This window comes from Flavobacterium undicola, from assembly GCF_009909155.2.
Lineage (GTDB): Bacteria > Bacteroidota > Bacteroidia > Flavobacteriales > Flavobacteriaceae > Flavobacterium > Flavobacterium undicola.
The window spans coordinates 62,537-88,572 of sequence record NZ_JAAAPM020000012.1; the positions used below are offsets into that span (position 1 = coordinate 62,537).

Below are 26,036 nucleotides of genomic sequence, written 5' to 3' on the forward strand. Positions count from 1 at the left end.
GTAATCGTCATTATTGACGGCTTAAGCTTCATTGCTGACGGCTTAGAGCGAGTGGATAACGAGAAAAATTCAAAAAATGAAAGTAAGTAGCTTTTTTACACAAAAACTTCCTGAAAGGCACGTAAGTAAGGTAATTGAGGTCGCTCAGAAACTTAAAATAGATGCTAATTCATTGCTTGCAGTAATGTATTTCGAAACTGCAAAGACTTTCAGCCCACAGAAAACGAACTCAATCGGTTCTGTGGGATTAATTCAATTCACGGCAGATGTTGGAACTCCAAAACAAAAGAAAATCAACGGAAAAGTTTATTCTTTGGCTTACATTAAGAGTCTATCTTTTATCAAACAAATGGATTTGGTTTATGAATATTATAAGCCCTATACTGGTAAAATGAGCAACTTTTTAGATGTTTACCTAGTGACTTTCTTTCCTGCTGCACTTTCTAAGTCGGATTCATTTGTACTGAAAACATCAAGCTTAAGCGCTTCTTTGATTGCGTTACAAAATCCGATTTTTGACACTAACAAGGATAAACAAATCACACGTCAAGAAATAACGGATTTCTTTAAAAAGTGGTACACTCCAAGTGTTTTTCAAGAGATTCAAAAGGGCTTCGACTTGAAAATACCGTTAATGCTATTAGCCCTATTATTTTTAATCAAATTTTAAAATTTACATTATGCAAAAATTACAAGACTTTTATACAGAACACAAGAAATCAATTTTAATCGGTCTAGCCGTTTTGGGAGTGTTTTTCTTCCTTAAAAGACGTCAATAGTTATGTTGTCGAGATATAGTAAAAACAAGCTTATGAATAGTAAGCTTGTTTTGTTCTTTCAGAATAACGCTGTCTATATTGTAGCAGTACTATTTGCAATACCCTACATCATTAGATACTTTAATTCTCAGGAACAAAAGGACAGCTCACAGGCTTTAGATTTAGCAGTAAAACAGAACAGTGCGGAAAATGCGAAATCTTCTCCAACCATCATAAACGATAAAGCAAAGGTTATTAATAAAAAGTATCCAAATTTAAAATCAAAAGATTCAGACAGATTGAAAACCATTGCACAGAAAATCGCCTTTTCGCTTGGTACGAATCCTGAAGACAATCACATTATTTTTAATGGTTCTGTTGAACTTTTTAATATTAGAGCCTTAGTAGAAGACGAAAATACAGTAGTTAAACTTTTAAAGACAACTACAGGAACTTTCCCAATTGTAGAAGATTACTACTATTCCCTATTCACCCGATCACGTAATTTAAAAACAGACCTTTATAAATATCTCTCAGCTGAGAACATATCACAGCTTCGAGTTGCTTACAAAAAGGCAAATAAAAATTGGATTTAGAAATGAAAACATTAGTTTATATAACAGAAAACAAGAAACTGTATACCAAGGATTTTACAGATATGACCGATTATGAACAAGTCGAAATTTCAGAGCCTTATTTAATCGTAGGTATTTTTGAAAATGGTTTGTTTTTATCACCATTAACAAATGATTTGAGTGACTACGATTTGAAGCCTATAGAAAAGTATTTAATGGTTAGTACAAACGTTGATTTTGTGATTAACTCAGTAGAGTATAGAACCCCAAATTTACCTTTCTTGTTTGGTCAAATACCGCCACCAATACCAAATATGTTCTTAAACCCTTTGAGAATTTTTTCTACAAGGTCTAGAACCTCTTACGGTGGGACTGAAGAAATAAGTATTGCGGTTCCAATTACAGGAACAGTAAAACTTTACATCGATGGATTCGAGGAAAAAGATTTGGGAATAATTGAGTCTATGCCTGATCCTGTGCCAACTGGTTTTGATTATGCAGTTTGGACAGAATCACATACTTATGACGTAACCGATACTGCTTTGGATGTAATGGATATGTCAAACATTTCTTTTACACTTACTGTCAGAGGCGTAGAGTACTATTTAACACATGAGGGACTAAGCAATTTAGCTTATGTAGATAATAGCAACACAATTGGTGAAATAACTAGTGTTGTAAAAGAATATGACTCTGGTTTTGATGCTGACGTAATTAAGATTCATACTAACTTTAATAGTACTGTAGATGCTAGAATAGTAAGTACATTTAACTTCAATTATAAAAAGCCAGGGCAGACAACTTTTACAACTGCTTTTGTAAATTATGGCTCAGGAAATAACACTCTTTTTATTCTGGAAGATATTGTAGATGAATTATTCGGGGTTTCAGATGTTTATAGTGTATTACCAATAGATACTGAATTTTTCTTCTCAGATTCACTAGGTGTATTTACAGAATCTAATCATAAAAAAATTATTTAATTCAAATAAGAAAAATATGTATATTTGGCAAAACTTCAACGGGAGATAAAAGCGTCTGGAAACGCTCTCTTAGAGATAAAAATCGAATATATGTCTGCAAAAATTAAAAACGGCTTATTAAAAGTCACTTTTTCCCATACGTTAAAGAACGGTACACCTAGTTGCTGGTTCAAATTTAAAGAAGCAACCCTCTCATACTTGTGCCATTATTGGCGAAGTAAGGAGGGTTTTCGCTATTTGAAAATATACGAAAAATTAGAAAATGGTTCTTGTGGCAATCAAATTGGCTACATCACAAAAGATACCCAAGCTTTAAACGGTTAATTATTAATTCGTTAACAGCGTAGCTTTTTTTCCTGCGTAGCTTTCCCACCGATAGGGGAGGTAAAGAGTTCAATTATAAACAAAAAAAAGAGGCTCAAATGGTACTGGAATACCTCGCCTCTTATTGATAAAAATCTATGGCAAATATAAGAAAAATTTCTAAACATACTATAAATTATAGTTCATTTTGGAATTGACCAAATAATAGCAAAACCAACACAAATAATAAAGATTTTACTATCAGTGTTGGTTTTGCTGTGTATAAATAACCTATTGTAATCAAGTATTTGTAATTATTTTGATGTTCTATAAGTCGTTTTACCATACCAAGCAACCACAGCCAAACAAATTAAAGGTAAAATGAAAGAGAAATTCACTTCGGGAATGAATCCAAAAAGTTTGATATCTGAGAATCCTGAACCGCCCCAGTCCAAAATACTTCCTTGTAAAACAGGCATTAAAGCACCGCCAACAATAGCCATAACCAATCCTGCAGAACCAATTTTAGCTTCGTCGCCCATGTCTTTAAGCGCAATTCCATAGATAGTTGGAAACATAATCGACATAAAAATAGAGATACAAATCAAAGAAATTAAGCCTGGCATACCTTGTAAAACAATTGCTCCAGCGGCACATAGAACACCTCCAATACCAAATACCATCAGTATTTTAGAAGGATTTATACTTTTCATCAAAGCGGTTCCAATCCATCTTCCTAATAAAAATAAAATCATAGCCGTAATGTTGTAATACGTAGCGGTTAATTCTAATCCGAATGTTTTATTGATATTGTCTACATATTGAAAAATAAATGTCCAACACATAATTTGTGCACCCACATAAAAAGCCTGTGCAATAACACCGTGTTTGTAATTTTTATTGGCAAATAATTTTTTGAAAGATTCGCTAACAGACATTTTATCTTCATGTGCTGTTTTAGGCATTTTTGTAAGGCAGATAATGATTAGAATCATTAACACAAAAATTCCCAATCCGATATATGGAATACTAATAACACCTAAGTCATTTTCTCTAATGCTGGCCAGCTCATTTGAGGATAAAGCTTTAAAAGCTGCTGGTGTGTAGTCATCTGATTTTATTTCTTTAATGACTAAAAACTGCGCCATTACTAATCCTGTTATTGCTCCGATTGGGTTAAATGCCTGAGCTAAATTCAAACGTTGTGTGGCTGTTTCTTTATTTCCTAAGAATAAAATCAACGGATTTGAAGTAGTTTCCAAAAAGGCCAAACCACAGGTAATGACCCATAATGATACTAAAAAGAACGTATAACTTTGATAATGTGCCGCCGGATAGAATAAAAAAGCGCCTGTTGCATACAAAAGCAATCCTAAGATAATTCCCGATTTATAGCTGTATTTTCTAATGAATAAAGCCGCTGGCAAAGCCATAAAGAAATAGCCAAAATAGAACGCAAATTGCACTAATGAAGCTTGTGTATTGGAAAGTTCGGGCATCACTTTTTTGAAAGTAGAAACCATTGGCGTTGTTAAATCATTTGCAATTCCCCAAAGAGCAAATAATATAGTAATGATGATAAACTGAAAAACGTACTCTTTACTGATTACGGGTATTTTTTTAATTAAATCCATCTTTTTAATTGGATCAAATTTGGAAGGACTAATTTGTTCTTGAAGATCAATTTCCTCACTGATTACTGCTGTTTTTTCAAATTGTGTCATTGTTTTCTTTTTTTTGGTTTGGTTATAAATTACAGTATTTCATGTTGTGATGGTTTGTGGTTAAAACCACTTAAAAACTCCTCAATTTCTGATGTAGAAATTACAGGGTTTGCTCCTTCATTTTGCGCCACAATTGCTCCAATTGCACTGGCGAAATTAATTGCATATTGAGGATCTTTTCCAGTAAGTAACATAGTAATTAAGGAAGCCAAAAATGAATCTCCTGAGCCTACGGTGTCCACAACATTTACCTTGAATCCGCAATTGTGATAAAAAGTATCATTACAATACAAGACCGCTCCATGAGAACCTAGGGTAACACAAACAATAGCTGTATTGGTTTCTTTGGCAATGAATTTAATATTTTGCTCTAATGACTTTTTATTCGAATGTAAATCTTCGCAAATTTCATTCAATTCCTCATCATTGAATTTGATAAAATCGGCTGCATGTAATAATTCTAAAATATTCTTCTTTGTATAATGTGGCGATCTCAAATTCACATCAAATATTTTGTATTTGGCCACTTTCAAAAGTTTATCCAATGTATTTCTAGACACCGAATCTCTGCAAGACAAACTGCCGTAAACAAAGAAATCTGATTCTGCTACAATTGTCGTACTTATATCTGAAGACTCAATTTTGTCCCAGGCCGAAGGATAATTAATATCATAAGAAGCATTTCCTTTTTCGTTCAAAATAACATTCACCACTCCCGTTGGATGATTTTCTTTTACCTGAACCGCTGTTGTATTGATCCCAACACTACTTAAATAATCAATCAATTTTGCTCCGTTGCTGTCGTTTCCTATCGCGCTAATCATAGCCACGTCAATACCTAGTGAACTCAATCTAGACGCTACATTTAGCGGTGCTCCACCAATTTTTTTATGCTCCAGAAAAACATCAAAAAGGATTTCTCCAAAACACACTCCTGTTAGTTTTTTTTTCATTTTTATATCTTTTTTTAGTTCGATTTATTTGTACTCTGTTGGATTGTTATACCATTTTTCTACCATCTTTTTCATAAACAACAAGCTGCCTTTGGCAAGGTCTTCCGAATTGTATTTCGATGGTCTCCACAATGACGTTGGTCCAATTAATTCGCTTATTTCAGATGAGAAATTTTCAAGAACTAGAGGGCCTTGGTAATTAATTTCAGCCAAAGCTTTAAATAAATCATCCCAATGCACATTGCCTTCGCCAGTCATTCCTCGATCCGATTCTGTAATATGAAGGTGATTTAAATTATTTCCAGCTCTAATAATGGGATCGTAAAAATTACGTTCTTCAATATTCATGTGAAAAGTATCCAAATGCAATCCGATATTAGTAGCACCAATGCTTTCAATCATTTTTAAAACGTCATCGGCTTCGGTAAAAACATAGCTTTCATAGCGGTTAATGGGTTCGATTCCTAAACTTATGTTGCGCTCTTTGGCGTAAGCTGCAACTTCAGTAAAAACTTGATAAATAATTTGTTTTTCATCCGCAGTACAAGGATTTCTGGTGAATGTTCCAATGGCAGAATGCAGTACACCTCCCAAAAAATCACCATTCATTTCCGCTACTTTATCCAAAGCTGATTTAATGATGGTTACAGCCTGTTCAGGATAAAAAGGAATGTGTGCGTTTGCGGGTAAATTCAAGCTACAACGTCCTAAAATACCGTTTTGTTCCAGTTGTTTTTGAGTGGTTTTAGCATCAAAATCCAATGTGGCAGGTAAGCTGATTTCGAGCATATCAAAACCGTATTCTGCCGTTTTTTTGATTGCGAAATGCCCTCCTGCACTACTCCATCCGGGAATAAATGATAAAATTGATGTTCCGAAAATCGGCATATTTCTATATTTTTAAATTAATTTATCCTGTTTAAAACAACCACCATTCGGTTCTAACGCCAATGTAAGATCCCCAACGTTTTTGGTTGATTTGCAAAAAAGGAGAATAATTATGGTCTTTTGCGTAATCATTATATCGGGCTACAGTAGCTACCAATCGAATGTGAGGACGACTCCATGGATCTCTTTTTCCTAATGGAACAATTGTTGGAGCCAATGAGAATTTCCACATACTAGCCTCAGGATTGTCACCATCTTTTCGAACTGCATAATGCACTTCCTGAATTAGGTGAAACCAATTGGTCACATAGTAAAAGTTTCTTAAGCCAACAACAAAATCGGTTTTTCGATTATAGAGTTGGTTTCCATTGAAATATTCATCGGTATTAGTACTTGATGATCCACCTTTACTTTTGGTAAAAACTCCATAACCGTTAACACTGAACTTGTTTGACAGATTCAGTAAAAAATGCTCCACCATCGTAAACGAATAGGCATTAGTATATTTTCCTGCGTCATCAGGTGCTCCATAAGTAGCCCAGGTAAAGGTATTTCCGTTGTCACCACCATTAGCAATTCCAGAACCATAACGCGCTGAAATTTGGTTAAACGAACCTGGTTTCGCCGTTTTAAACGGACTATTGTATTTGATTCCGGCTACCCATCCGTTATCAGAAGGAAAGTTTTTTGAAGCTGCTGCCGAGTTTTTAGAAACATAATGGAATTCGCCTAAAAGTTTGATGGTGCTATTGTTTTGTAAATGAATACTATGTTCACCTATCCAAACCATGCGTTGACGAATAGCCGGATTTGTTGCTCCTGCAACGGTAACTTGATAATTATATGGATACACTCCTGTAGAATCTGTAGAAGCAGGCATCAACATGGTCAATTCGGTGTTTTTATATTTTACCCCAAATCCCTGTGCCGAATGATCATCAAAATAGAAATAATCACTAATGTGGATATCGTCATATCTGCGAAAACGAGAACCCACCCAGGCTGACCATTTACTACCCATAATATTGGTGGCTTCTACAAAAGCTTCCGGAAGAATGAAAGTCAATCCATTATTAGAACGGCTACTCACATTCCCTACAAATTGACCATTAGCAGAATACATTCCTAAACGAACTTGAAAAGTTACATTAGTGCTGTCTTTTCCAATTCTTTTTGGCGTAAAATGAATTGCTGGTAATAAATCCAAATAATCATTTTGCTCCATACGACCTCCCAAAGAACCTTGTCCGGATAAATTCAACGGTTTCCACATATTTCCTTCTCCATTTGGCGAAAGCCCAACTCCTATTCTACCGGTTGTTCCCAGAGAAAAATTCGGATTTGTAATCACAACCTGGGCTTTTGTACTGATTGCGATACAGCACAAAGCTAAAATCCAAAGAGCTTTTTTATTTCTGTAATGGGAACTGAATTTATAAATCATTTTCATTATTAGTGGTTACTTTAGCAGCTGTAATTATTAAACGTCTTTTTGACTATTATTTTTCAAATGTATTATTTTATTTTAATATCCAATAAAAAAATAGCAATATTTTTTCACATTAAACAGTATTATCATAAATATATTACACATAAACAGTGCTTTATCTTGTAATAAAGAGAATAATGATTAGTTAAATTATTAATAGTTATATGTACGTTTAATTAAATTTAACCAAGTGATTTTAGTAATGAGTTAGTTAGAATTAAATTGTTAAATTTGTGTTCCTACATCAAACTATTAAAACGGGTTGATGCAGTTAAAACTTTAAATATGAAAGCTGAAATAATCCCAAATATATCTGTAGACTGTGTCATTTTTGGATTTGACAATACGACAAAATCATTGAATGTATTATTAATCGAACGTGTTTTAAAACTGGAAAATGCTGCCCCTCCTGTCGTTAATGATTATGTACTCAGAGGATTTCATACCTATGAAAACGAAACCATAGACGACACAGCTAACAGGCTTTTAAAAGAGTTAACGGGTTTGGATAATTGGTACAAAAAACAATTCAAGGTTTTTGGTGATCCCAATCGTTTGAAGAATGAAAAAGACATAATTTGGGCCGAAAGCGAACATTTCAGTGAAAGAACCATCACCATTGCCTATTATATTTTATTACCAACGGATGTAGTTCAAAGAGCAAACAAATACAATCCGCAATGGTTTCCAGTAAATCAGCTGCCTGAACTAGGTTTTGATCATAAAAAAATCATTGATGAAGCTTATGCCGATTTAAAAGAGGATGCCTTGTCTAAACCCATTGTTTTTGAGTTACTTGCCGATAAGTTTACTATTAAAGACTTACAAGATGCTTATGAAGCCATATTAGGAGTTGAAATTGACAACAGGAATTTTAGAAGAAAACTGATTACCAAAAAATACATCATTGCTCTGGACGAAAAACAAGTGGGCGTTTCTAAAAAACCGTCCCAACTCTATATGTTTAGCAAAGATGTGTACCAAAAAATCTATAAGGAGAGTTTTTTGATTAATATTTAAATTTTCTTTTTTGCTTGATCAAAAAAGAAACAAAAAAATCAAGTCTTGCGCTTCCTCGTCGGTCAAATTAGTTTTTGAATACTAAAAGAAAATAACTCGCTACGCTCAAACAGATTTTCTTTTTACGTATTCTTCAAACATTTGACGCTCGACTGCGAAAGCTAAGGACAATTGAAATCAGGAAATAACACTAATTTGATTTATAATTGATTACATTAAATGACTTGGCTATTTTTTAATTGAATTTCTATATAAAATAAGCTTTCTAAGCTTTTATTAGTTTTACAATTATACCAATTAAGAAAACGATTTGAGATAAAAGAATACCAAAAAAAGTAGCAACAGTAATGTAAGTAAAATATTTATCAATTTTTATTGCTCTTAATATTTCTTCAAAATTAGCAGAAGAATGAAATTTTTTTTGAAGTAATAACCAAATTAAAATCAAACCACCAATTGATAGAATGGTATGGGAATAAATAATCCAGTTATTTAATTGGATATCATTCTTGATTAAGAAATAATAAACTACACCAAGAATCAAATAAAAAAATGATAATACTATTCCTAAGTGAGGATGTTTTATAACGTAATAAATGTCCCCAATATTGACATCCAATGTTTCTTTTGGTTTATAAAATGAAACAGCAAGAATCAACGGGATTATCAAAAAGAAAAACAGGTATGTTTTATTAAGTAGAATATTCATATTTAGTAGAAGTGATAAATTTACTAAAACAACTGTTTCACAAAAATTTGTTATTTAGACAAAGAAGAAATCTTAGTAAGTTTTTTTTAAAAAATTTGATTAACTATTTTTCTTTAGAAATTTATAAAATACTTTGCCGAATTTTACTGCAAAATATATTATTGCAATGAATAATACGAATATTATTATTTGCCAAACAAATAGTCCTAGACTGAAATCATTTAACGTTTTTTCCATTTTAAATTTATTTGATTGGTAATTTATAAATACAACCCTATTTCATCATTTCCAAATATAACAAGTTTACTTAAAGTAATCTATTTCTTATTACTAAAAATAATCACATAAAAAAACCGATACAGCGTTTGTATCGGTTTTCTGTCTTCTAGAAATAGAATAAAATAGTTTTAGTTTTCGATTGAGTTATCATTTTTTTCTGAATACATCACCTCGTTTATTTTGTTGATATAAACATTTCTAACAATCACTGTACCAGCAATAAATCATGTGCAGCTCTTTTTCTTTTATTAGTCAGTAAAACTATAAATTCGCCATAAATCCAAATATTAGCTGCCCATGTATACATCATAAAAGAAGTTTTAGCAAGAGACATTAAATACTCTGTTCTTTTAAGCCAACTCAAACTATTGAATACTGTTTCATCTGCTTTCAATAAGCAGATAATCATTATTATAACGCTGAAAACAGTTAGTGCTAATAAAACTGAATGCCTCAAAATGGCTTCTTTCCAACCAATTGGCTTTCCATCCATTTTTATAATTTTTATACCTGCAATTAATTTTCCAGGAGTTCCTCCATATTTCTTTGGAAGATAAATATTATACCAAATTCCAAATAATAAATTTGGGATTATTGTATAAAAATACATGTTTACTGAAAGTCCATTTAGATATAAAACTATAAAAAGTAGTGGCAACATAATTATTGCATCTAATAGCATAGAAGCAAATCTTACTAAAAATCCAGCATAAATGTTATTATCAATTCCCGGAATTGTAATAGGTATTTGTGTTTCGTTCATTTTGTTTAATTTTTGTTTATAGCTGAAGTTTGATTTTAAATCCTTCAGTTTTGGTTAAAAAGTCAGTTATTCTTTTCAAATATAACAATTTCATCCAAAGTAATATATTTCTTATTATAAAAAAAACTAACCGTAAAACATAAATAAATTTTGAACTTAATTTATTAATGTATAATTACAGTTCGCTCCGCTGGAGCTTATTTTTGGAAATCCCCTTTTCCTACAAACAGTCTGTCCCGATGGGACTACAATAGCTCCGTTAGAAGCGAAATGTTTGTAGAAAACAATTATTATTAGCTGAATAAAGCTCCAGCGGAGCGAGCTACTGTACGTTATTTATAAAATTTGGATCTAATGTTATAAAAAATGACATAAAAAAACCGATACAATAGCTGCATCGGTTTTCTATATTATTGAAAGAAAGTTAAATTTCTTTTACTTTTTTATCGGGTCTGATAATCATTCGTAACGAATTGTCTTTAGAGAAATAAGCTATCATCCAGTTGTAGAATGTTTTTATTTTGTTTCTATACGTAATCAACGAAATCAAGTGAATGAACAACCAAATAACCCAGGCAAAGAATCCTTTGAAGTGCATTTTTGGTTTTGGTAAATCAACTACGGCTTTGTTTTTTCCAATGATTGCCATTGAACCTTTATCAACATATTTAAAAGGAACTAAGGCTTTTTGTTGAATACCATTTTTGAAGTTTTTAGCCAAATTAATCCCTTGTTGAATAGCAACTTGTGCTACTTGAGGATGTCCATGAGGGAAACTTTCATCATTAAATTGGATACAAGTATCACCAATGGCGTAAATATTATCTGTTCCGTTAATTTTATTAAAAGCATCCGTCGTTAAACGTTTTCCACGTCCGTAACTTTCAGTAGGAAGTCCTTTGAATTCGCGAGCTGTAACTCCAGCTGCCCAAATTAAGTTTTTAGTTTGAATGGTATCTCCGTTAGCAAAATGTACCGTATCATCAACATAATCCACTACGTTATTGTTCAATTTTACAACAACACCTAAGTCGGTAATGGCTTTTAGAGTATCTTCTTGAGATTCTTTACTCATTGGAGTTAACAAAGCAGGCGCACCATCTACTAAATAGATATTACTTGCTGTTGTTTCTAATTCAGGGTATTCTTTTAAAAGGATATTTTTACGCATTTCGGCAAACATTCCTGAAATCTCCACTCCTGTAGGTCCTCCTCCGGCAACTACAATAGTTAATAGTTTTCTACGCTTACGAATGTCTTTAGTAATAGCTGCTTTTTCTAAGTTTTTAAGCAAAGTATTACGCATTACAATGGCATCGTTCAAGGTTTTCATTGGAATGGCGTTCTTTTTAACGTTTTCCATACCAAAATAACTCGTCTCCGCTCCAGTTGCAAAAACAAGTTTATCGTATTGTAATTCGCCATTACTAAGAATTACTTTGTTCTCAGTAGGAACTACTTCTACTAATTCTCCCAAACGAAATTGCAGATTCTTTTTTCCTGCGAAAAATTTTCTAAAAGGATAACTAATACTTGATGGCTCTAAATAAGCCGTCGCTACTTGATAAATAAGTGGTGGAAAAAAATTATAATTGTTTTTATCAACCAGAGTCACGTGTACTCCGTCTTGATTTAATAATTCTTTTGCCAGATTCATTCCTGCAAAACCGCCTCCGATTATTACGATTTCCATATTTTACAATTTTAAAAATAACCTCTTTTGTTAGTCACCAAAAGAGATTTTTAGTGTTTTTATTTTTTTTGTTTTAGTTTTTTAACTGGTTTTTCTACAACTTGGTTTTTATTTTGTAATAAATGGTTGGCTAGTATTTTTTCAATTAATTCATCCTTGGTTAAATGATGAAAAATAGTTTTTATCTTCGTTTTTAACTCGGCATCCACTTCGTGATTGGGTTTCGTTTTAAAAATTTGTTTCGCCCAAAGCAAAGTATTGTTGTCTTCAATACTGGTAGCAGAAGGTTTTGAAAATGGTTTGAATTGGATACCTAATTCCTTTTCAAAATCAGCAATTTCTATTTCTTCTTCGGCTTGTAAAACGGTTAATGATAATCCGTTTGCCCCTGCTCTAGCGGTTCTACCACTTCTATGAACGTAATTTTCGTAAGTATCCGGCAAATGATAATTGACTACATAAGCAATTTCTTTTACGTCAATTCCTCTGGCAGCCAAATCAGTAGCTACTAATATATTGATGTGTCCTTCACGAAATTGTTCCATAATTCGGTCACGAATTCCCTGAGACAAACTTCCGTGCAAAGCTCCTGACGAAAAACGATTGATGGCTAAATTTTTAGCTAATTTATTTACGGCTGCTTTTGTTTTGCAAAAAATAATTCCGCGTTGTCCTTCTCTGGAATTCAAAAAGTGCATTAAAACATCTAATTTTTCAATAGGATCTACAACAATGTATTGATGATCAATGCTTTGATTTCCAGAAGTTTCCATATTGGCACTTATTTGCACTACATTTTTATGCAAATAGTTCTGAATCAATTGCTTTATCGTTCCAGGCATAGTAGCCGAAAACAAAAAAGTACGGTGATTTTTAGGCAATTCGGTAACAATTTCATCTAAGCTTTCTTTTAGAATGCTCACCATTTCATCGGCTTCATCAAGAACCAAAAATGAAGTTTCTTTTAGACTGATGGCTTTTCGTTGCAACAAATCAATCAAACGTCCCGGAGTTGCCACCACAATATGAGTGGGATTGCTTAAGCGTTCAATTTGTGGTTTTATTGGAATTCCACCGCAAACAGCAGCAATGGAAACTGCCGGTAGATTTTGAGCAAAAGCTTCTATGTTTTTAAAAACCTGTTGTCCTAATTCTCTGGTTGGAACTAATATTACGGCTTGTACATTTGGTTTTGAGCTATCAATTAATTGTAAAATTGGTAAACCAAAAGCGGCTGTTTTTCCCGTACCTGTTTTTGCTAATCCTACCAAATCGGTTTGATTTGCTAAAAGTAACGGGATCACTTGTTCTTGAATAGCTGTAGGCTCAACAAGATTCAATTGAGTTAAGGTTTGTACTAAAGCTGTCGAAATTCCTAAATCTGAGAATTGTTTGGACATTATTTTGTTTTATTATTTGTATGAAAAACAGTTTTCCTAGCCCCGACCTGTCTGCCGACAGGCAGATAGTAGTGAAAATCTTTTTTTGAGGTTTTTTACCAAAAAAAAGATTACTTCACGTTACATTTATTTCAATCGGAGTTCAGTGAACTTCGTTTGTAACGAATAACGGGATTAGCTCCTTATTTTAATCTTCATCATCAGGTTCGTTCATGATTTTTTCACGATACTTTTTCCCTAATAACAAGGTCAATTTTAGTTTGTAATCATCTACAAGCCATTCGCGGTAGTTTTTACTGCATTGGCTTAGACATTTTGCGTAACGTTTGATACGACATTCGATATCATCATCTAATTCTTTGCATAAAGATTTAGCTTCTTGCAAAGTTTCAGTGTTATAAACACACATCGTAGCGTGCTGATCCAATGATTTATCAAGAACAACCTTAGAACGTAAATTTTGTTTTATGGCTAATTTATGTTCTTCGTCAACATCAAAAGTTACATCTTCAGTTTTACTGAATTTAGCTCTTAATTCTGGCGGCATGGTGTATTTAAAATACAACTCAATTTCGGCATCGTCACGTAAATTTTCCAAATAAAATTCAGGCGATTTAAAGATGTGTTGCCAGTTTACAGGCTCACTCCAAAGTCCAAAACGTGCGGCATTATTACCTAAATCGATAACAGTAAATTCGTTTTTAAGAGGTAATTTACGTGAACCACGACCAATCATTTGATAATATAAAGTCAATGATTTTGTGGCACGGTTTAATATAATGGTTTCTACTGTTGGTTCGTCAAAACCTGTTGTCAAAATTCCTACCGAAGTAAGAATGGCATCTTCAGTATGTTTGAACCAATGTAAAATTTCTTTTCTTTCTTCGTTACTACTGGTATTATCCAGGTGACGAATTTCATAACCTGCTTCTCTAAAAGTTTCATATACATATAAGGATGTATTGATACCATTATTAAAAATCAAGGTTTTTTTCCCTAATGATCTTTCGGTATACGCATGCAATAATTTTTCCTGCATTAGGGTATTGGTATACAAATCATCGGATGATTTTACGGTATAATCTCCATTGATACCTACTTTTAAAGAGGTCAAACCCACATCATAACTATAGGTAGTTGCTTTGGCCAAAAAGCCATTTTCAATCAATGAACTAATAGTGTCTCCTACAATTAATTCGCTGTAGCTTTGATTCATTGGCAATTTAATATTAGAACTCAACGGCGTAGCGGTTACTCCTAATATAAAAGCATTGGTAAATGAACTTAATAATTTTCTAAACGAATTATAATGCGCTTCATCAATAATGACCAAACCAATATTATCCAATATCAATTTTTCGTCATTGATACGGTTTTTAAGGGTTTCTACCATCGCTACAAAACAAGAATATTCGTTTTGATCTGGCAGGTCTTTTACTTTAGAATTGATGATTTTATTTTTAACCCCAAACCCTTTTAGCATTTTAGAAGTTTGCTTACACAACTCAATACGATGTGTTAAAACAACTACTTTTTTATCGTGTTTGGATAGGTAACGGCGAACAATTTCTGAGAATATTACTGTTTTTCCACCACCAGTAGGCAGTTGATATAACAGGTGGTGTTGTGCAGGACCGTTATCGATGCGCTCAAAAATGGCATCAATATCTCCTTGCTGGTAGGCATAAAGTTCTTTTTTTTCTGTTTTTTCTATTTCTATCGTACTTTCGAACATTGCTTTTTGTTGAATTTTTGCAAAAATACGTCTAAAAAACAGTTATCTTGTTATATTTAATTTAAATTATTAACTCAATATGAAATAATTTGATTTACAAGGGGCTTATTCATTAATTCGCTCGATAATTAGCAAGAAATCGCTCTTATTTTTCCATTTTTGCTTGATAATTTCTTCATAAATGCTGTTTATTCGGCTTTTAAATTCGCTCAAAACACCATTTGCTATTAAAAATTGTACCGCTTGATCAAAAGAATTGTAGATACTTTTATAAAATGCGTCTTGTTTAATAAGATTTTCGGCTGAAAAAGTCTGTGCAATTTCGATAGTGTACAACATCACATCGGCAATCACAAAAGAATCCACTCCTAAAGTAATAAAGTGTTTGATGATTTTTTGAGCTACTGAACGGCGCATCTTAGGTTTTCTTCTTTTGCCGCTGGTAGAAACAGGGTAATATTCATTAGAGATTTTCAGTTTGGCTTCCTGTAGTCGTTTTTCTTCTTTTGGATTAAAAACAAAATCATAATATTCTTTTACAGCAGTAAATTTTTCATACAGTTCAATAAGTTGCTCCTGAAGTTGTTCTTTGTCAAGTTCGCCCAAATATTTTTTTAAATCTCTTTTACTCATTATGGAAATTTTATGATTACAAAAGTAAATTACTTTGCGTTTTAATACCTATAAAATCAATGATTTTACTTAATTTTGGCGCAAAATAATTAAAAGATAGCCATGCTCAGAATTTTTAAAATCACTGCCGTCCTTGAGGGAATATCCTATTTAGTTTTATTCTCAAATATGCTTTTTATAAAACCCAACAATTTCGAATTGTACCACACACTATTATATCCTATCGGAATGAGTCACGGGATTTTGTTTATTGGTTATATTATTTTGGCATTTTTGTTGAAAAACGCACAAAATTGGAATCTAAAAGATTTTGGAATTATTTTAATTGCTTCTTTGTTGCCATTTGGTACTTTTTATGTAGAAAAGAAATACTGTAAAAATCTGTTTTTAGTAAAAGAATAAAACCAGACTATAAAAGATTAACCGCCAATTTGTAAATTTTAAAACTAGTTTACAAATTGGCGGTTAAAATTTAAGACCTAATAATTACTCCAAACGGTCTTTTACAAATTCAATCTCCGTTTTTCCGTGTGCTTTCGGTTTGCCGTCTTCACCTAAATTCACCATTATCGTTTTATCTATAGTAATGATAGTTTCGCGAGTCATCATATTACGAACTTCACATTCTAATGTAATAGAAGTATTTCCAAAACGAACTACATCAATTCCTATTTCGATAATATCTCCTTGTCTTGCTGAACTTTTAAAATTAATTTCAGACATATATTTAGTGACTACTTTGGAATTTTCAAATTGAATAATGGTGTACAAAGCCAGTTCTTCGTCTATCCAAGCCAATAGTTTTCCTCCAAATAAAGTTCCGTTAGGATTGAGGTCTTCGGGCTTTACCCATTTTCTAGTGTGAAATCTCATAATTTTTAATTATTTATGCTAAAATAAGACATCCTTGATGATTTTTTTCCTATTTTTAAGAAAAAAAGATGAGCCAAAGAGATAGTTTTTTAAGTGAATTCCGAGGTGCTCCTATAGGTAGTGTTAGCACCCAATCTTCAGCTGATGAAATTTTTCAAAATGAAGTTTTGAGACCCATCCTAAAACTACAAAATGATTTATTCATTGCTTCTTTTCATAATTATATAAGTAAATACAAACGGGATTTCTATTTGCTTAGCGTAGAAAAAAAATTAGCCACTATTGAAAATGCGATTCAAAAAGACATCAAGTTCAGGAACGCCTTAAAAGGAATGATTATCGCCTTGTTCACGGTTGACGAATATACTTTGTATATTCAAAACTCATCGAGTTTGAACAAAAGGATGATGAATATGCTTATTGAAAGATTAAAAAATCAAGTCCAATTATTTGAAAAAAATCTTGTTGAATAAACGCTGTAATTTTTTAAGCTAAAGTTGATCCTCTTTAAAAATTAATCTCAATCCCTACACCAGATTAATTTTTAAAGTAGCAGGCTTTATTTGTTTATTCTTTACTGATTTTATCCTATATAACTCTTCTGTTATGTTAACAAATCGGTACTAAACAGGACAAAAAAATCAAATTATATTCAACGTCAAATAAGAAAATATTATTTTTTTGTTAAAAGTAAAATACTACAATCTAATTATTATTTTAGTATTATTAATTTCATTATAATTGTCAAAACCAAAGTTTATGCAAGAAAACTATTTGAAGTGGTATTCTCCAAATTTGAATAGAGATACAGAAATGCTCGTATTTGGACATTCAGGTTATCCTGTAGTCTTATTTCCTACTTCTATGGGGAGTTTTCATGAAAACAAAGACATGGGATTAATTGAATCGGCTAGATGGTATCTCGAGCAAGGATTAATACAAATTTACTGTCCCGATAGTATCGACAAGGACAGTTTTTACAACAAACAAATTCATCCGGTACATCGTATAGAAAATCACGATTGGTACGATAAAATGATTTGTCATGAGGTGGTAGAAAAGCTAAGACATAATACGCCTTCAGGAAAAGTGGTTATGGCAGGTTGTAGTTTTGGAGGTTATCACGCGGCTAATTTTGCTTTTAGACACCCAGGTTATGTGAGTCATTTATTTAGTATGAGTGGTATTTTTAATATCAAAAGTTATTTAGATGGTTTTCATAATGATACTGTTTTTTATCATACTCCCGATGATTATTTACACGGACTCAACGATTATGAATTGTGGAATATGGATATTGCTCTGGGAACTTCTAATTGGGATATTTGTTTTGATGCCAATTTAAAAATGAGCAAATTATTAGCTCATAAAAACATGGAACATTGGCTGGATATCAGACAAGATAAGCAACACGATTGGCCACTTTGGAAAGAAATGTTCCCTCATTATTTGTCCCGAATCAAATTTTTCTGAAACTAGCTTTCAGTATTATTATAAAAAAGTTAAAGAAACAATAAATAAAATATGAAAAAGATTGGAATTTTATTTGGAATGGAAGACACCTTTCCACAGGCTTTTATTGATAGAGTAAATTCAAAAAACGAAAAAGAAATTATAGCCGAAGCAGTTTCTATTGATAAGGTCGTTCAAAATAAAGCCAGCGAATATGCTGTAATTATAGATAGAATTTCACAGGATGTTCCTTTTTACCGCGCCTTTCTTAAAAATGCAGCTTTAACAGGAACAAATGTTATTAACAATCCTTTTTGGTGGAGTGCAGATGATAAATTTTTCAATAATGCCTTAGCTGATACGCTTGGTGTTCCGTTGCCAAATACGGTAATTCTTCCATCGGCAGAACATCCTACGGATACGACATCTAATTCATTTAGAAACTTGACATTTCCATTAGATTGGGAAGGGATTTTTGACTATGTAAAATTCCCGGCTTATATGAAGCCTTATGCAGGTGGCGGATGGAAAAACGTATATCGTTTGGAAAACAAAGAAGAATTCTGGGAAAAACACCGTGAAACAGGACAATTAGTAATGTTATTGCAAGAGGAAATTGTTTTTACCGAATATTTCAGAGTGTATTGTCTGGGTTGTAAAGCAGTTAAAATCATGCAATACGAACCTAGAAATCAGCCTCATTTGCGTTATGTTCACAACGGACCTCCAGTAGATAAAAAGTTATTGGCTACCATAAAAGACTATACTATTCGTCTTTGTAAAGGTTTAGGTTATGATTTTAATACAGTGGAATTTGCTGTTCGTGACGGTATTCCTTATGCTATCGATTTTGGAAACCCTGCTCCCGACGCCGATATTAATTCGGTAGGCGCTGAAAATTTTGAATGGGTTGTTGAAGAATCTGCTAAAATGGCAATTGCAGCGGCAAAAAAACAAAAACCAGGAAAAATTAACCTAAGCTGGGGAACATTTATGAAAGAGGCTGTTGAAAGTAAATAAAACCGCTATTTGTTCTACCAAAAAATAAATAACAGATGAAACGAGTTTTAGTCGGTTTAGAATAATCTGCTTAATCCTTTAAATCTGTGTTGCCTGTGTGCTATTTTCTCTTTAAACTTATAAACCTACTTTATTAAGTTAAAAAAATAGCCAGATTAAATTAAAGAAATGACAATGAGAAAATTGCCTGTTTTTACGCTTGGTATAGAAGAAGAATACCAAATTATAGATCCCGAAACCAGAGATCTACGCTCCCATTTATCAAAAATTGTTGATGGAGCTAAAATATTATTAAATGAACAAGTAAAAGCCGAAATGCACCAATCGGTAGTGGAAGTAGGAACTAATATTTGTAAAAATGTAAAAGAAGCCGAATGCGAAATTAAATTTTTAAGGACTAAAATTGTCGAACTGGCCGAAAAACAAGACCTTATTGTGGGTGGTGCGGGAACGCATCCGTTTTCAAAATGGCAAGACCAAGCCATAACTGATGATCCGCGTTATCACAATATTGTCAATGAATTGCAGGATGCAGCACGTTCTAACTTGATTTTTGGAATGCATTGCCATGTGGGAATTGAAAATCGCGAAATAGGTTTAAAATTAATCAATCAAGCCTGTTATTTCTTGCCTCATATTTTTGCGTTATCTACTAATTCCCCATTTTGGGAAGGAAGACAAACAGGTTATAAATCCTATAGAACAAAAGTTTTTGATAAGTTCCCAAGAACAGGATTGCCGGAATATTTTGATTCGGTGGCTTCTTATGACAACTTTTTAGAAACCTTGGTTAAAACCAATTGTATTGACAATCCAAAGAAAATCTGGTGGGATTTGCGTTTGCATCCTTTTTATGATACCATTGAATTCCGAATTTGCGACATGGCATTAACAGTTGAAGAAACCATGTGTATTGTATCTATAATTCAGGCAATTGTAGCTAAATTATATCGCCTGAACACTCAGAATTTAAAATTCAATACGTATCGTTTAGCGTTGATAAAAGAAAATAAATTTCGTGCTGCACGTTATGGAATTGAAGGAAACATGATTGATTTTGGTCTTCAAAAAGAAGTAGAAACGAGTATGCTTATTTTAGAATTATTAGATTTTATTGATGATGTTGTAGACGAATTAGGCAGTAGAGAACACATTAATTATGCACATGAAATTCTAAGAAACGGAACAGGAGCCGACAGACAATTGGCTGTTTTTGAAGAGACAAAATGTCTAACTAAAGTGGTCGATTTTATTACATCAGAATTTACTAAAGGGCTATAAATTATTATGTTATCTTTGTAATTATAAAAAAAGGATGGACTAATGGGAAAGAAAAGCATAACAATAGCAATATTAGACATGTACAATGGAGAACCTAATCAGGGAATGCGTTGTATTATTGATGTTGTAAGTCGATTTGCACCATTTGTGTGTTTTAAAATATTTGATGTACGAGGAAAATGTGAACTGCCTGAACTCGATGAATTTGATATCTATATTTCTTCAGGAGGTCCTGGAAATCCGCTTGAAGGTGATGGCGAATGGGACAAAAAATACTATGCTTTTATTGATTCTATAGTGAAATGGAACAATGAAAATCCGATAAAAAAACACGTATTATTTATTTGTCATTCTTATCAAATGGCTTGCAAACATTTTGGCTTAGCCGAAATAACCAAAAGACATGATACCTCATTTGGTGTAATGACCATTCACAAAACCCAAGATGGTCTTAAAGATTTATTATTCGAAGGGCTATCTGATCCATTTTATGCTATCGATTCCAGAGATTATCAAGTAGTCCAACCCAAATTAAGTGTTTTTGCCAAAAAAGGAGCTAAAATACTTTCCTTAGAAAAAATAAGAGATAATGTGCAATACGAAAGAGCTATCATGGCTGTGCGTTTCACCGATCATTTGGTGGGAACACAATTTCATCCCGAAGCCGATCCAATCAGTTTTCTTTCTCATTTAAGAAATAAGGAAGTAAAAGAAAAAATCAGAAAGATGAAAGGCAAAAGAAAGTTTAGAAACATGCTCGAAGATTTAGTAGATGATGATAAAATATATCGCACTAACGAGACTTTGATTCCAAATTTCCTTCGTTCCGCAATTACCGACTTGATGAGAACTAAAAAAATCATGTCCAATTAATCAATAATAATATTTAGGATCACAGACCTTTCTGCCGACAGGCAGATCAAACAGATTAAGGAAATTATCGCAAATTGTTTTTTAATTTCTTTTATCCGTCAAATCATTTTCTGTGTTCCAATTTTTTAACAATTAAAATTGTATGATTTCTAAATATCGAAAATTATTTAACGAGCAATTTACCGAAGAAAAATACCAAGCTTTAAAAGATGATATCGCAGCTGATTTTGGTTACACTCCTACTTTTCGATTAGGAGAAACTCCATTTTTTATTTCTAACGAACTTAAAAAGCAATTACTGGAAGGTTGTAATGATGTTATAGCTTTAATTCAACAAGAAAACTTTAAAGAGCTTACAAATAAAGCATTAGAATTAAACAACAAAGTTCCTAACGAAGACGATCATAGTACTTTTATAGCTATTGATTTTGGTATTTGTGAAGAAGATGGAGCAATTATTCCTAAATTAATTGAAGTGCAGGGGTTTCCTTCTTTATTTAATTATCAAATTAATTTATACGAAAAATTCCAAAAGCAATATCCTTTTTTAGAGGAGTTGACTCCGTTTTTAAATGAGCTAACGCCACAGGAATATCTTGAAAATTTGAAAGCTGTTTTTTGCAACAATCATCCCGATGAAAATGTTGTACTGCTGGAAATAGAACCCGAAAAACAAAACACTACAATTGATTTTTATTATTGCAAAAGAGACCTTGGATTATCCATTGTTTGCGTTACGGAAGTAATAAAAAAAGAAAAACAATTGTTTTATAAAAATAAAAAAGGCGAAGAAATCCAAATAAAACGCATTTACAACAGAGTCATTTTTGACGAATTGGATTTACGTACCGATTTGAAATTGAATTTTAGTTTTTCGGACGAATTAGATGTAGAATGGGCGGGTCATCCCAATTGGTTTTTCAGAATCAGTAAGTTTATTTTGCCTTTGCTAAAAGGAAAATATTTTATTGAAACCACATTATTAAGTGAGTTAAAAGAAATCCCCGAAGACTTGGAAAATTATGTTTTAAAACCTTTATTCTCGTTCTCAGGTTCAGGTGTTATTTTCCATGTAAAAAGAGAAGATATTGAAGCAGTTGTGGACAAAGAACTATATATTCTTCAGAAAAAAGTCAATTATTTACCTATTGTACAATCGCCTGACGGAAAAGTGAAAGCCGAAGTGAGAATGCTTTGTACCTGGAAAAAAGAGGATACGGCTCCTACTCTACTTTGTAATTTAGTGCGTTTGAGTCGCGGAGAAATGATTGGTGTGAAATACAATCAGGACAAAGACTGGGTTGGCGGAACTATTGGACTATTTGAAAGATAATCTTTTTAAAATTATAATACATCGAATATTTTATAGAATAAATTTTAGCATTATGTCAAAAGAAGAAATTAATCCATCAATCTTTCGGAAAGGAAATATCAATCATTCTGTTTGTCGATGGTGTTTTGATTCAATTGATCTGGAGACTCTTTGTGTTGAAGCAAAAAAAATCGGAATCACCGGAATTGATTTAATTGGTCCCGAAGGCTGGCCGATATTAAAAAAATACGGGCTTGATTCTCCTATGTGTAATGGTGCTGAAATTAATTTAGAAGATGGCTTTAATGATGAAAAATTTCACAAAACGCTTATTGAAAATTACAGCAAAATGATACCATTAGTAGCTAAAGCGGGTTATAAAAATCTAATCTGTTTTAGTGGGAATAAAAGAGAAAAAACAGACGAAGAAGGTTGGAACAATTGTGTCAAAGGTTTACAAGCATTAATTCCTTTAGCTGAGAAACATGGTGTAACATTGGTTATGGAATTGCTTAACAGTAAAATTGACCATAACGATTACCAATGTGATACTACAAAATGGGGTGTTGAGCTAGCAAAACGTCTGGGTTCTGAAAATTTTAAATTATTATATGATATTTACCATATGCAAATTAGTGAAGGTGATATAATACGAAACATAAAAGAAAATCATCATTATATCGCTCATTACCACACTGCAGGAGTTCCTGGTCGAAATGAAATTGACAGCACTCAAGAATTAAATTATCCCGCCATAATGAAAACAATTGCCGAGACTGGTTTCAAGGGCTATGTTGCACAAGAATTTATTGCTAAAAGTAAAGATAGTTTGAACTCTTTAAAAAAGGCAATTGAAATTTGTGATATTTAGATTGGTTTTATTTTTTCCAGAATTTTTTAAATAAAACAGGACAAACTTTTTCCATTGTTTTAGGATCATCAACATTCCAGTTGAATTCTAATATTGGATAATTTTCATCTGTTGTTTTAAATTTTTCATAATCAATATAGGCTTCAGCTTCTTTATTGGTAAGGTTTTTAAAAGCATTATTTGCTACATACCAAAAACCTTCAAAATCATAAGCATGTGGTTCATTTCCAACTAAATTAACTAAGTAGTCCGGGTTTTCTTGCGTTTTATAATAGGCATCTTTACCTCTTGAAATCAACCAACATCTGAAATAATCAAAACCATCATCGGCAGCTCCATTACTAATAATGTAATTAGCACACCATAAATTAGAAGTGTACGAATCAAACATGAGCTTATCAGTTCTCAAACGAAAACCAATCATTTCCTTTGGAGAAAGTTTCTCTAAAGCCGAAGCAAGAAAAAGTTCCTGATCTTCCTGGGTTGTAGTTTCCTTTAATGAGTTTTCAATAATTTTCCAATAACTTTCTTCGTCTAACATTTCACTTGAAGGCGCAAAATGGATAGAATCCAGATTGATTCTAGGTGCCGCTTCAATGGAATCAGTACTTGTAAGTAATTCATTTTGATTTACTTTAGTATTTTGACCATAATTAATCCCTGAAAGCAAAAGAGAAAAAGACAGAAAAAAATAGTGATGTCTCATGTTGATGGAATATTCGATTAGACAGTGCTGAATTAATGTATAAAATTAGTCTATTTTATTTTGCAATATTAATTCCTAGTACATAAAAATTAGGATCAATCATCAATTTTAGATTTTCGCCAATATTTGTCTCTGTTTTCCAATCTGTTTGCGGTTTTATCCACTTTTCAATACCGTTAATAGTCACTTTTATAGGTATATTAAATCCTGGAACACAATTTGTCCAACGATATACTAAGTTCGATTTTTCAAAATAATATTCTAATTTTGGAATTCTAGTATCTCTTAGATATTGATTAAAAAACGGATTCAAATCCATTGCTGTTTGTTCACTCAGGTAATCTTCAATCTGTTTTGTAGTAACCGTTTGGTGGTAAAAAGTAGCGTTTAAACCTCTCAAAATAGCTCTCCATTTTTTGTCATCATTTACAATTTGGCGTAAAGTATGCAACATATTCGAACCTTTATAATACATATCACCCGAACCTTCATTGTTTACATTGTAATGACCAATTATAGGTTTGTCATTCAAAATATTTTTTCGAATACCACGTAAGTATGTATAGGCTGCCTCTTTTCCGTAATAATATTCCAGAAAAAGACTTTCGGAATAATTAGTAAAACTTTCATGAATCCACATGTCAGCAATATCTTTATTCGTAATACTATTTCCAAACCATTCATGCCCTGATTCGTGAACAATAATAAAATCAAATTTTAAACCCCAGCCTGTTCCACTTAAATCGTCTCCTAAAAAACCATTTTTAAATCCATTGCCATAGGTTATCGAACTTTGATGTTCCATTCCTAAATAAGGTGCTTCAACCAATTTATAACCGTCTTTGTAAAAAGGATAAGGACCAAACCAATATTCGAAAGCTTTTAACATTCTGGGAACTTCCTTGAATTGTTTTTTGGCTTTCGCCAAATCAGCACTCAAAACATAATAACTACAATCTAAAATTCCTTTTTCTCCTTTATATTTCTCTGAAAAAGAAACATAATCTCCAATATTGATATTTACTCCGTAATTATTTATCGGATTTGAAACGTACCAGTTATAAGTTGTGCTGCCGTTTTTTTGTTTTTTGACACTCAGCAAACGACCATTGGAAACATCTATTAAATATGACGGAACATTTACACTAATATACATATCATCTACTTCATCATACATGTGGTCTTTATTAGGCCACCAAACACTAGCACCTAATCCTTCACATGAAGAAGCAATAAACGGTTTACCGTTACTGTCTTTTTTCCAAGTGATTCCGCCATCCCAAGGTGGATTGACAGCAACTTTGGGTTTACCTCCATAAAAAACAATTAGCTCTTTTATAGCGCCGACTTTTTGCAAAGAAAGCAAATCAACAAAATAGACATTTCCTTCTCTGCGGTATTTTAATTCTAATCCGTCCTGGACAATTTTGCTGATTTCTAAAGGATTTTGCAAATCAATTTGCATTACATTGTATTCCTGTACTACTTTATATCTAATCACATTAGAACCTGTAATTGTGCTATCTAAAGGATTTACTTTTATATCTAAACGATACTGTTTCAAATCCCACCAGGATCTTGCTTTTGTAATACTTCCACGCAAACTGTCTTGCCTGTTAAAAAGAATTTCCTTTTTACCTAAAAGTGATTGTGCTTTTATTGGATTCGAAAAAACGAATAAAACAAAAATGATAAAAGAAAGAATTCGCATAAATTTAAAGTCTTGTGAGTAAACTTTTTTAG

Annotated in this window: 26 protein-coding genes; 13 read left to right on the top strand and 13 right to left on the bottom strand. The window is 32.5% G+C overall.

Features of this window, described 5'->3' with window-relative positions:
- Positions 1-76: 76 nt before the first annotated feature.
- The 4 genes from GTZ96_RS08860 to GTZ96_RS08875 all read left to right on the top strand — a co-directional run bounded on the left by GTZ96_RS08860 (position 77) and on the right by GTZ96_RS08875 (position 2,640).
- Positions 77-670, top strand: coding sequence for a hypothetical protein (locus GTZ96_RS08860; RefSeq protein WP_161643225.1), 594 nt, complete (start codon positions 77-79; stop codon positions 668-670).
- 141 nt (positions 671-811) lie between these two features.
- Entirely contained in the window at positions 812-1,354 is a 543-nt protein-coding gene (locus tag GTZ96_RS08865; RefSeq protein WP_161643227.1) for a hypothetical protein, read from the top strand.
- A 62-nt stretch (positions 1,355-1,416) separates the two neighbouring features.
- The gene (locus tag GTZ96_RS08870) at positions 1,417-2,316 is read left to right on the top strand and encodes a hypothetical protein (RefSeq protein WP_181033165.1); all 900 of its coding nucleotides are present in this window, start codon (positions 1,417-1,419) and stop codon (positions 2,314-2,316) included.
- A gap of 24 nt (positions 2,317-2,340) precedes the next feature.
- Positions 2,341-2,640 carry a hypothetical protein gene (locus tag GTZ96_RS08875; protein WP_161643231.1) on the top strand — a complete coding sequence of 100 codons (300 nt, stop codon included), beginning with the start codon at positions 2,341-2,343 and terminating at the stop codon, positions 2,638-2,640.
- Between the two features lie 293 nt (positions 2,641-2,933).
- On the opposite strand, the gene fucP is transcribed toward GTZ96_RS08875, so the two are convergent.
- The 4 genes from fucP to GTZ96_RS08895 form a co-directional block, all read right to left on the bottom strand.
- A complete protein-coding gene (gene fucP, locus GTZ96_RS08880; RefSeq protein WP_161643349.1) occupies positions 2,934-4,253 on the bottom strand; it encodes an L-fucose:H+ symporter permease in 1,320 nt (439 codons plus the stop codon).
- A 119-nt stretch (positions 4,254-4,372) separates the two neighbouring features.
- A complete protein-coding gene (locus GTZ96_RS08885) occupies positions 4,373-5,296 on the bottom strand; it encodes a carbohydrate kinase family protein (protein WP_161643233.1) in 924 nt (307 codons plus the stop codon).
- A gap of 24 nt (positions 5,297-5,320) precedes the next feature.
- Positions 5,321-6,184 (bottom strand): sugar phosphate isomerase/epimerase family protein, encoded by an 864-nt coding sequence (locus tag GTZ96_RS08890; RefSeq protein WP_161643236.1) that lies wholly within the window; start codon positions 6,182-6,184, stop codon positions 5,321-5,323.
- 31 nt (positions 6,185-6,215) lie between these two features.
- On the bottom strand, positions 6,216-7,634 hold the full coding sequence (locus tag GTZ96_RS08895; RefSeq protein WP_235972921.1) for a carbohydrate porin: 1,419 nt from the start codon (positions 7,632-7,634) through the stop codon (positions 6,216-6,218).
- Positions 7,635-7,958: 324 nt separating this feature from the next.
- Here GTZ96_RS08895 and GTZ96_RS08900 point away from each other — a divergent pair, with 324 nt between their 5' ends.
- Positions 7,959-8,693: an NUDIX hydrolase gene (locus GTZ96_RS08900; RefSeq protein ID WP_161643238.1), complete on the top strand. Its 735-nt coding sequence runs from the start codon at positions 7,959-7,961 to the stop codon at positions 8,691-8,693.
- 265 nt (positions 8,694-8,958) lie between these two features.
- Here GTZ96_RS08900 and GTZ96_RS08905 read toward each other — a convergent pair whose 3' ends face one another.
- From GTZ96_RS08905 to GTZ96_RS08930, 6 genes are all read right to left on the bottom strand, one after another.
- Positions 8,959-9,402 (bottom strand): hypothetical protein, encoded by a 444-nt coding sequence (locus GTZ96_RS08905; protein WP_161643240.1) that lies wholly within the window; start codon positions 9,400-9,402, stop codon positions 8,959-8,961.
- Between the two features lie 484 nt (positions 9,403-9,886).
- Positions 9,887-10,444: an RDD family protein gene (locus tag GTZ96_RS08910; protein ID WP_161643242.1), complete on the bottom strand. Its 558-nt coding sequence runs from the start codon at positions 10,442-10,444 to the stop codon at positions 9,887-9,889.
- A 424-nt stretch (positions 10,445-10,868) separates the two neighbouring features.
- Positions 10,869-12,137, bottom strand: coding sequence for an NAD(P)/FAD-dependent oxidoreductase (locus tag GTZ96_RS08915; RefSeq protein WP_161643244.1), 1,269 nt, complete (start codon positions 12,135-12,137; stop codon positions 10,869-10,871).
- A gap of 59 nt (positions 12,138-12,196) precedes the next feature.
- Complete coding sequence (locus tag GTZ96_RS08920) at positions 12,197-13,537, bottom strand: DEAD/DEAH box helicase (protein WP_161643246.1); 1,341 nt, start codon at positions 13,535-13,537, stop codon at positions 12,197-12,199.
- 187 nt (positions 13,538-13,724) lie between these two features.
- Positions 13,725-15,272 carry a DEAD/DEAH box helicase gene (locus tag GTZ96_RS08925; RefSeq protein ID WP_161643248.1) on the bottom strand — a complete coding sequence of 516 codons (1,548 nt, stop codon included), beginning with the start codon at positions 15,270-15,272 and terminating at the stop codon, positions 13,725-13,727.
- 105 nt (positions 15,273-15,377) lie between these two features.
- Positions 15,378-15,905, bottom strand: a complete 528-nt coding sequence (locus tag GTZ96_RS08930) for a DUF6155 family protein (RefSeq protein WP_161643250.1) — start codon at positions 15,903-15,905, stop codon at positions 15,378-15,380.
- A gap of 102 nt (positions 15,906-16,007) precedes the next feature.
- Between GTZ96_RS08930 and GTZ96_RS08935 the strand changes: the two genes are divergently transcribed.
- Entirely contained in the window at positions 16,008-16,307 is a 300-nt protein-coding gene (locus GTZ96_RS08935; RefSeq protein WP_161643252.1) for a DUF3817 domain-containing protein, read from the top strand.
- An 84-nt stretch (positions 16,308-16,391) separates the two neighbouring features.
- Here GTZ96_RS08935 and GTZ96_RS08940 read toward each other — a convergent pair whose 3' ends face one another.
- Positions 16,392-16,778 (bottom strand): acyl-CoA thioesterase, encoded by a 387-nt coding sequence (locus GTZ96_RS08940; protein ID WP_161643254.1) that lies wholly within the window; start codon positions 16,776-16,778, stop codon positions 16,392-16,394.
- A gap of 68 nt (positions 16,779-16,846) precedes the next feature.
- Between GTZ96_RS08940 and GTZ96_RS08945 the strand changes: the two genes are divergently transcribed.
- From GTZ96_RS08945 to GTZ96_RS08975, 7 genes are all read left to right on the top strand, one after another.
- A complete protein-coding gene (locus GTZ96_RS08945; RefSeq protein WP_161643256.1) occupies positions 16,847-17,251 on the top strand; it encodes a glyoxalase in 405 nt (134 codons plus the stop codon).
- Between the two features lie 286 nt (positions 17,252-17,537).
- On the top strand, positions 17,538-18,251 hold the full coding sequence (locus tag GTZ96_RS08950; protein ID WP_161643258.1) for an alpha/beta fold hydrolase: 714 nt from the start codon (positions 17,538-17,540) through the stop codon (positions 18,249-18,251).
- A gap of 51 nt (positions 18,252-18,302) precedes the next feature.
- A complete protein-coding gene (locus GTZ96_RS08955) occupies positions 18,303-19,250 on the top strand; it encodes an ATP-grasp domain-containing protein (protein WP_161643260.1) in 948 nt (315 codons plus the stop codon).
- A gap of 174 nt (positions 19,251-19,424) precedes the next feature.
- Positions 19,425-20,531, top strand: coding sequence for a carboxylate-amine ligase (locus tag GTZ96_RS08960; protein ID WP_161643262.1), 1,107 nt, complete (start codon positions 19,425-19,427; stop codon positions 20,529-20,531).
- Between the two features lie 42 nt (positions 20,532-20,573).
- Positions 20,574-21,404: a type 1 glutamine amidotransferase gene (locus GTZ96_RS08965; RefSeq protein ID WP_161643264.1), complete on the top strand. Its 831-nt coding sequence runs from the start codon at positions 20,574-20,576 to the stop codon at positions 21,402-21,404.
- A 142-nt stretch (positions 21,405-21,546) separates the two neighbouring features.
- Complete coding sequence (locus tag GTZ96_RS08970; protein WP_161643266.1) at positions 21,547-22,737, top strand: hypothetical protein; 1,191 nt, start codon at positions 21,547-21,549, stop codon at positions 22,735-22,737.
- Between the two features lie 52 nt (positions 22,738-22,789).
- On the top strand, positions 22,790-23,587 hold the full coding sequence (locus GTZ96_RS08975) for a hydroxypyruvate isomerase family protein (protein ID WP_161643268.1): 798 nt from the start codon (positions 22,790-22,792) through the stop codon (positions 23,585-23,587).
- A 7-nt stretch (positions 23,588-23,594) separates the two neighbouring features.
- Here the strand turns inward: GTZ96_RS08975 and GTZ96_RS08980 are convergent, their stop codons facing one another.
- A complete protein-coding gene (locus tag GTZ96_RS08980; RefSeq protein ID WP_161643270.1) occupies positions 23,595-24,293 on the bottom strand; it encodes a DUF4240 domain-containing protein in 699 nt (232 codons plus the stop codon).
- Positions 24,294-24,348: 55 nt separating this feature from the next.
- On the bottom strand, positions 24,349-26,004 hold the full coding sequence (locus GTZ96_RS08985; RefSeq protein ID WP_161643272.1) for a M1 family metallopeptidase: 1,656 nt from the start codon (positions 26,002-26,004) through the stop codon (positions 24,349-24,351).
- Positions 26,005-26,036 lie beyond the last annotated feature (32 nt).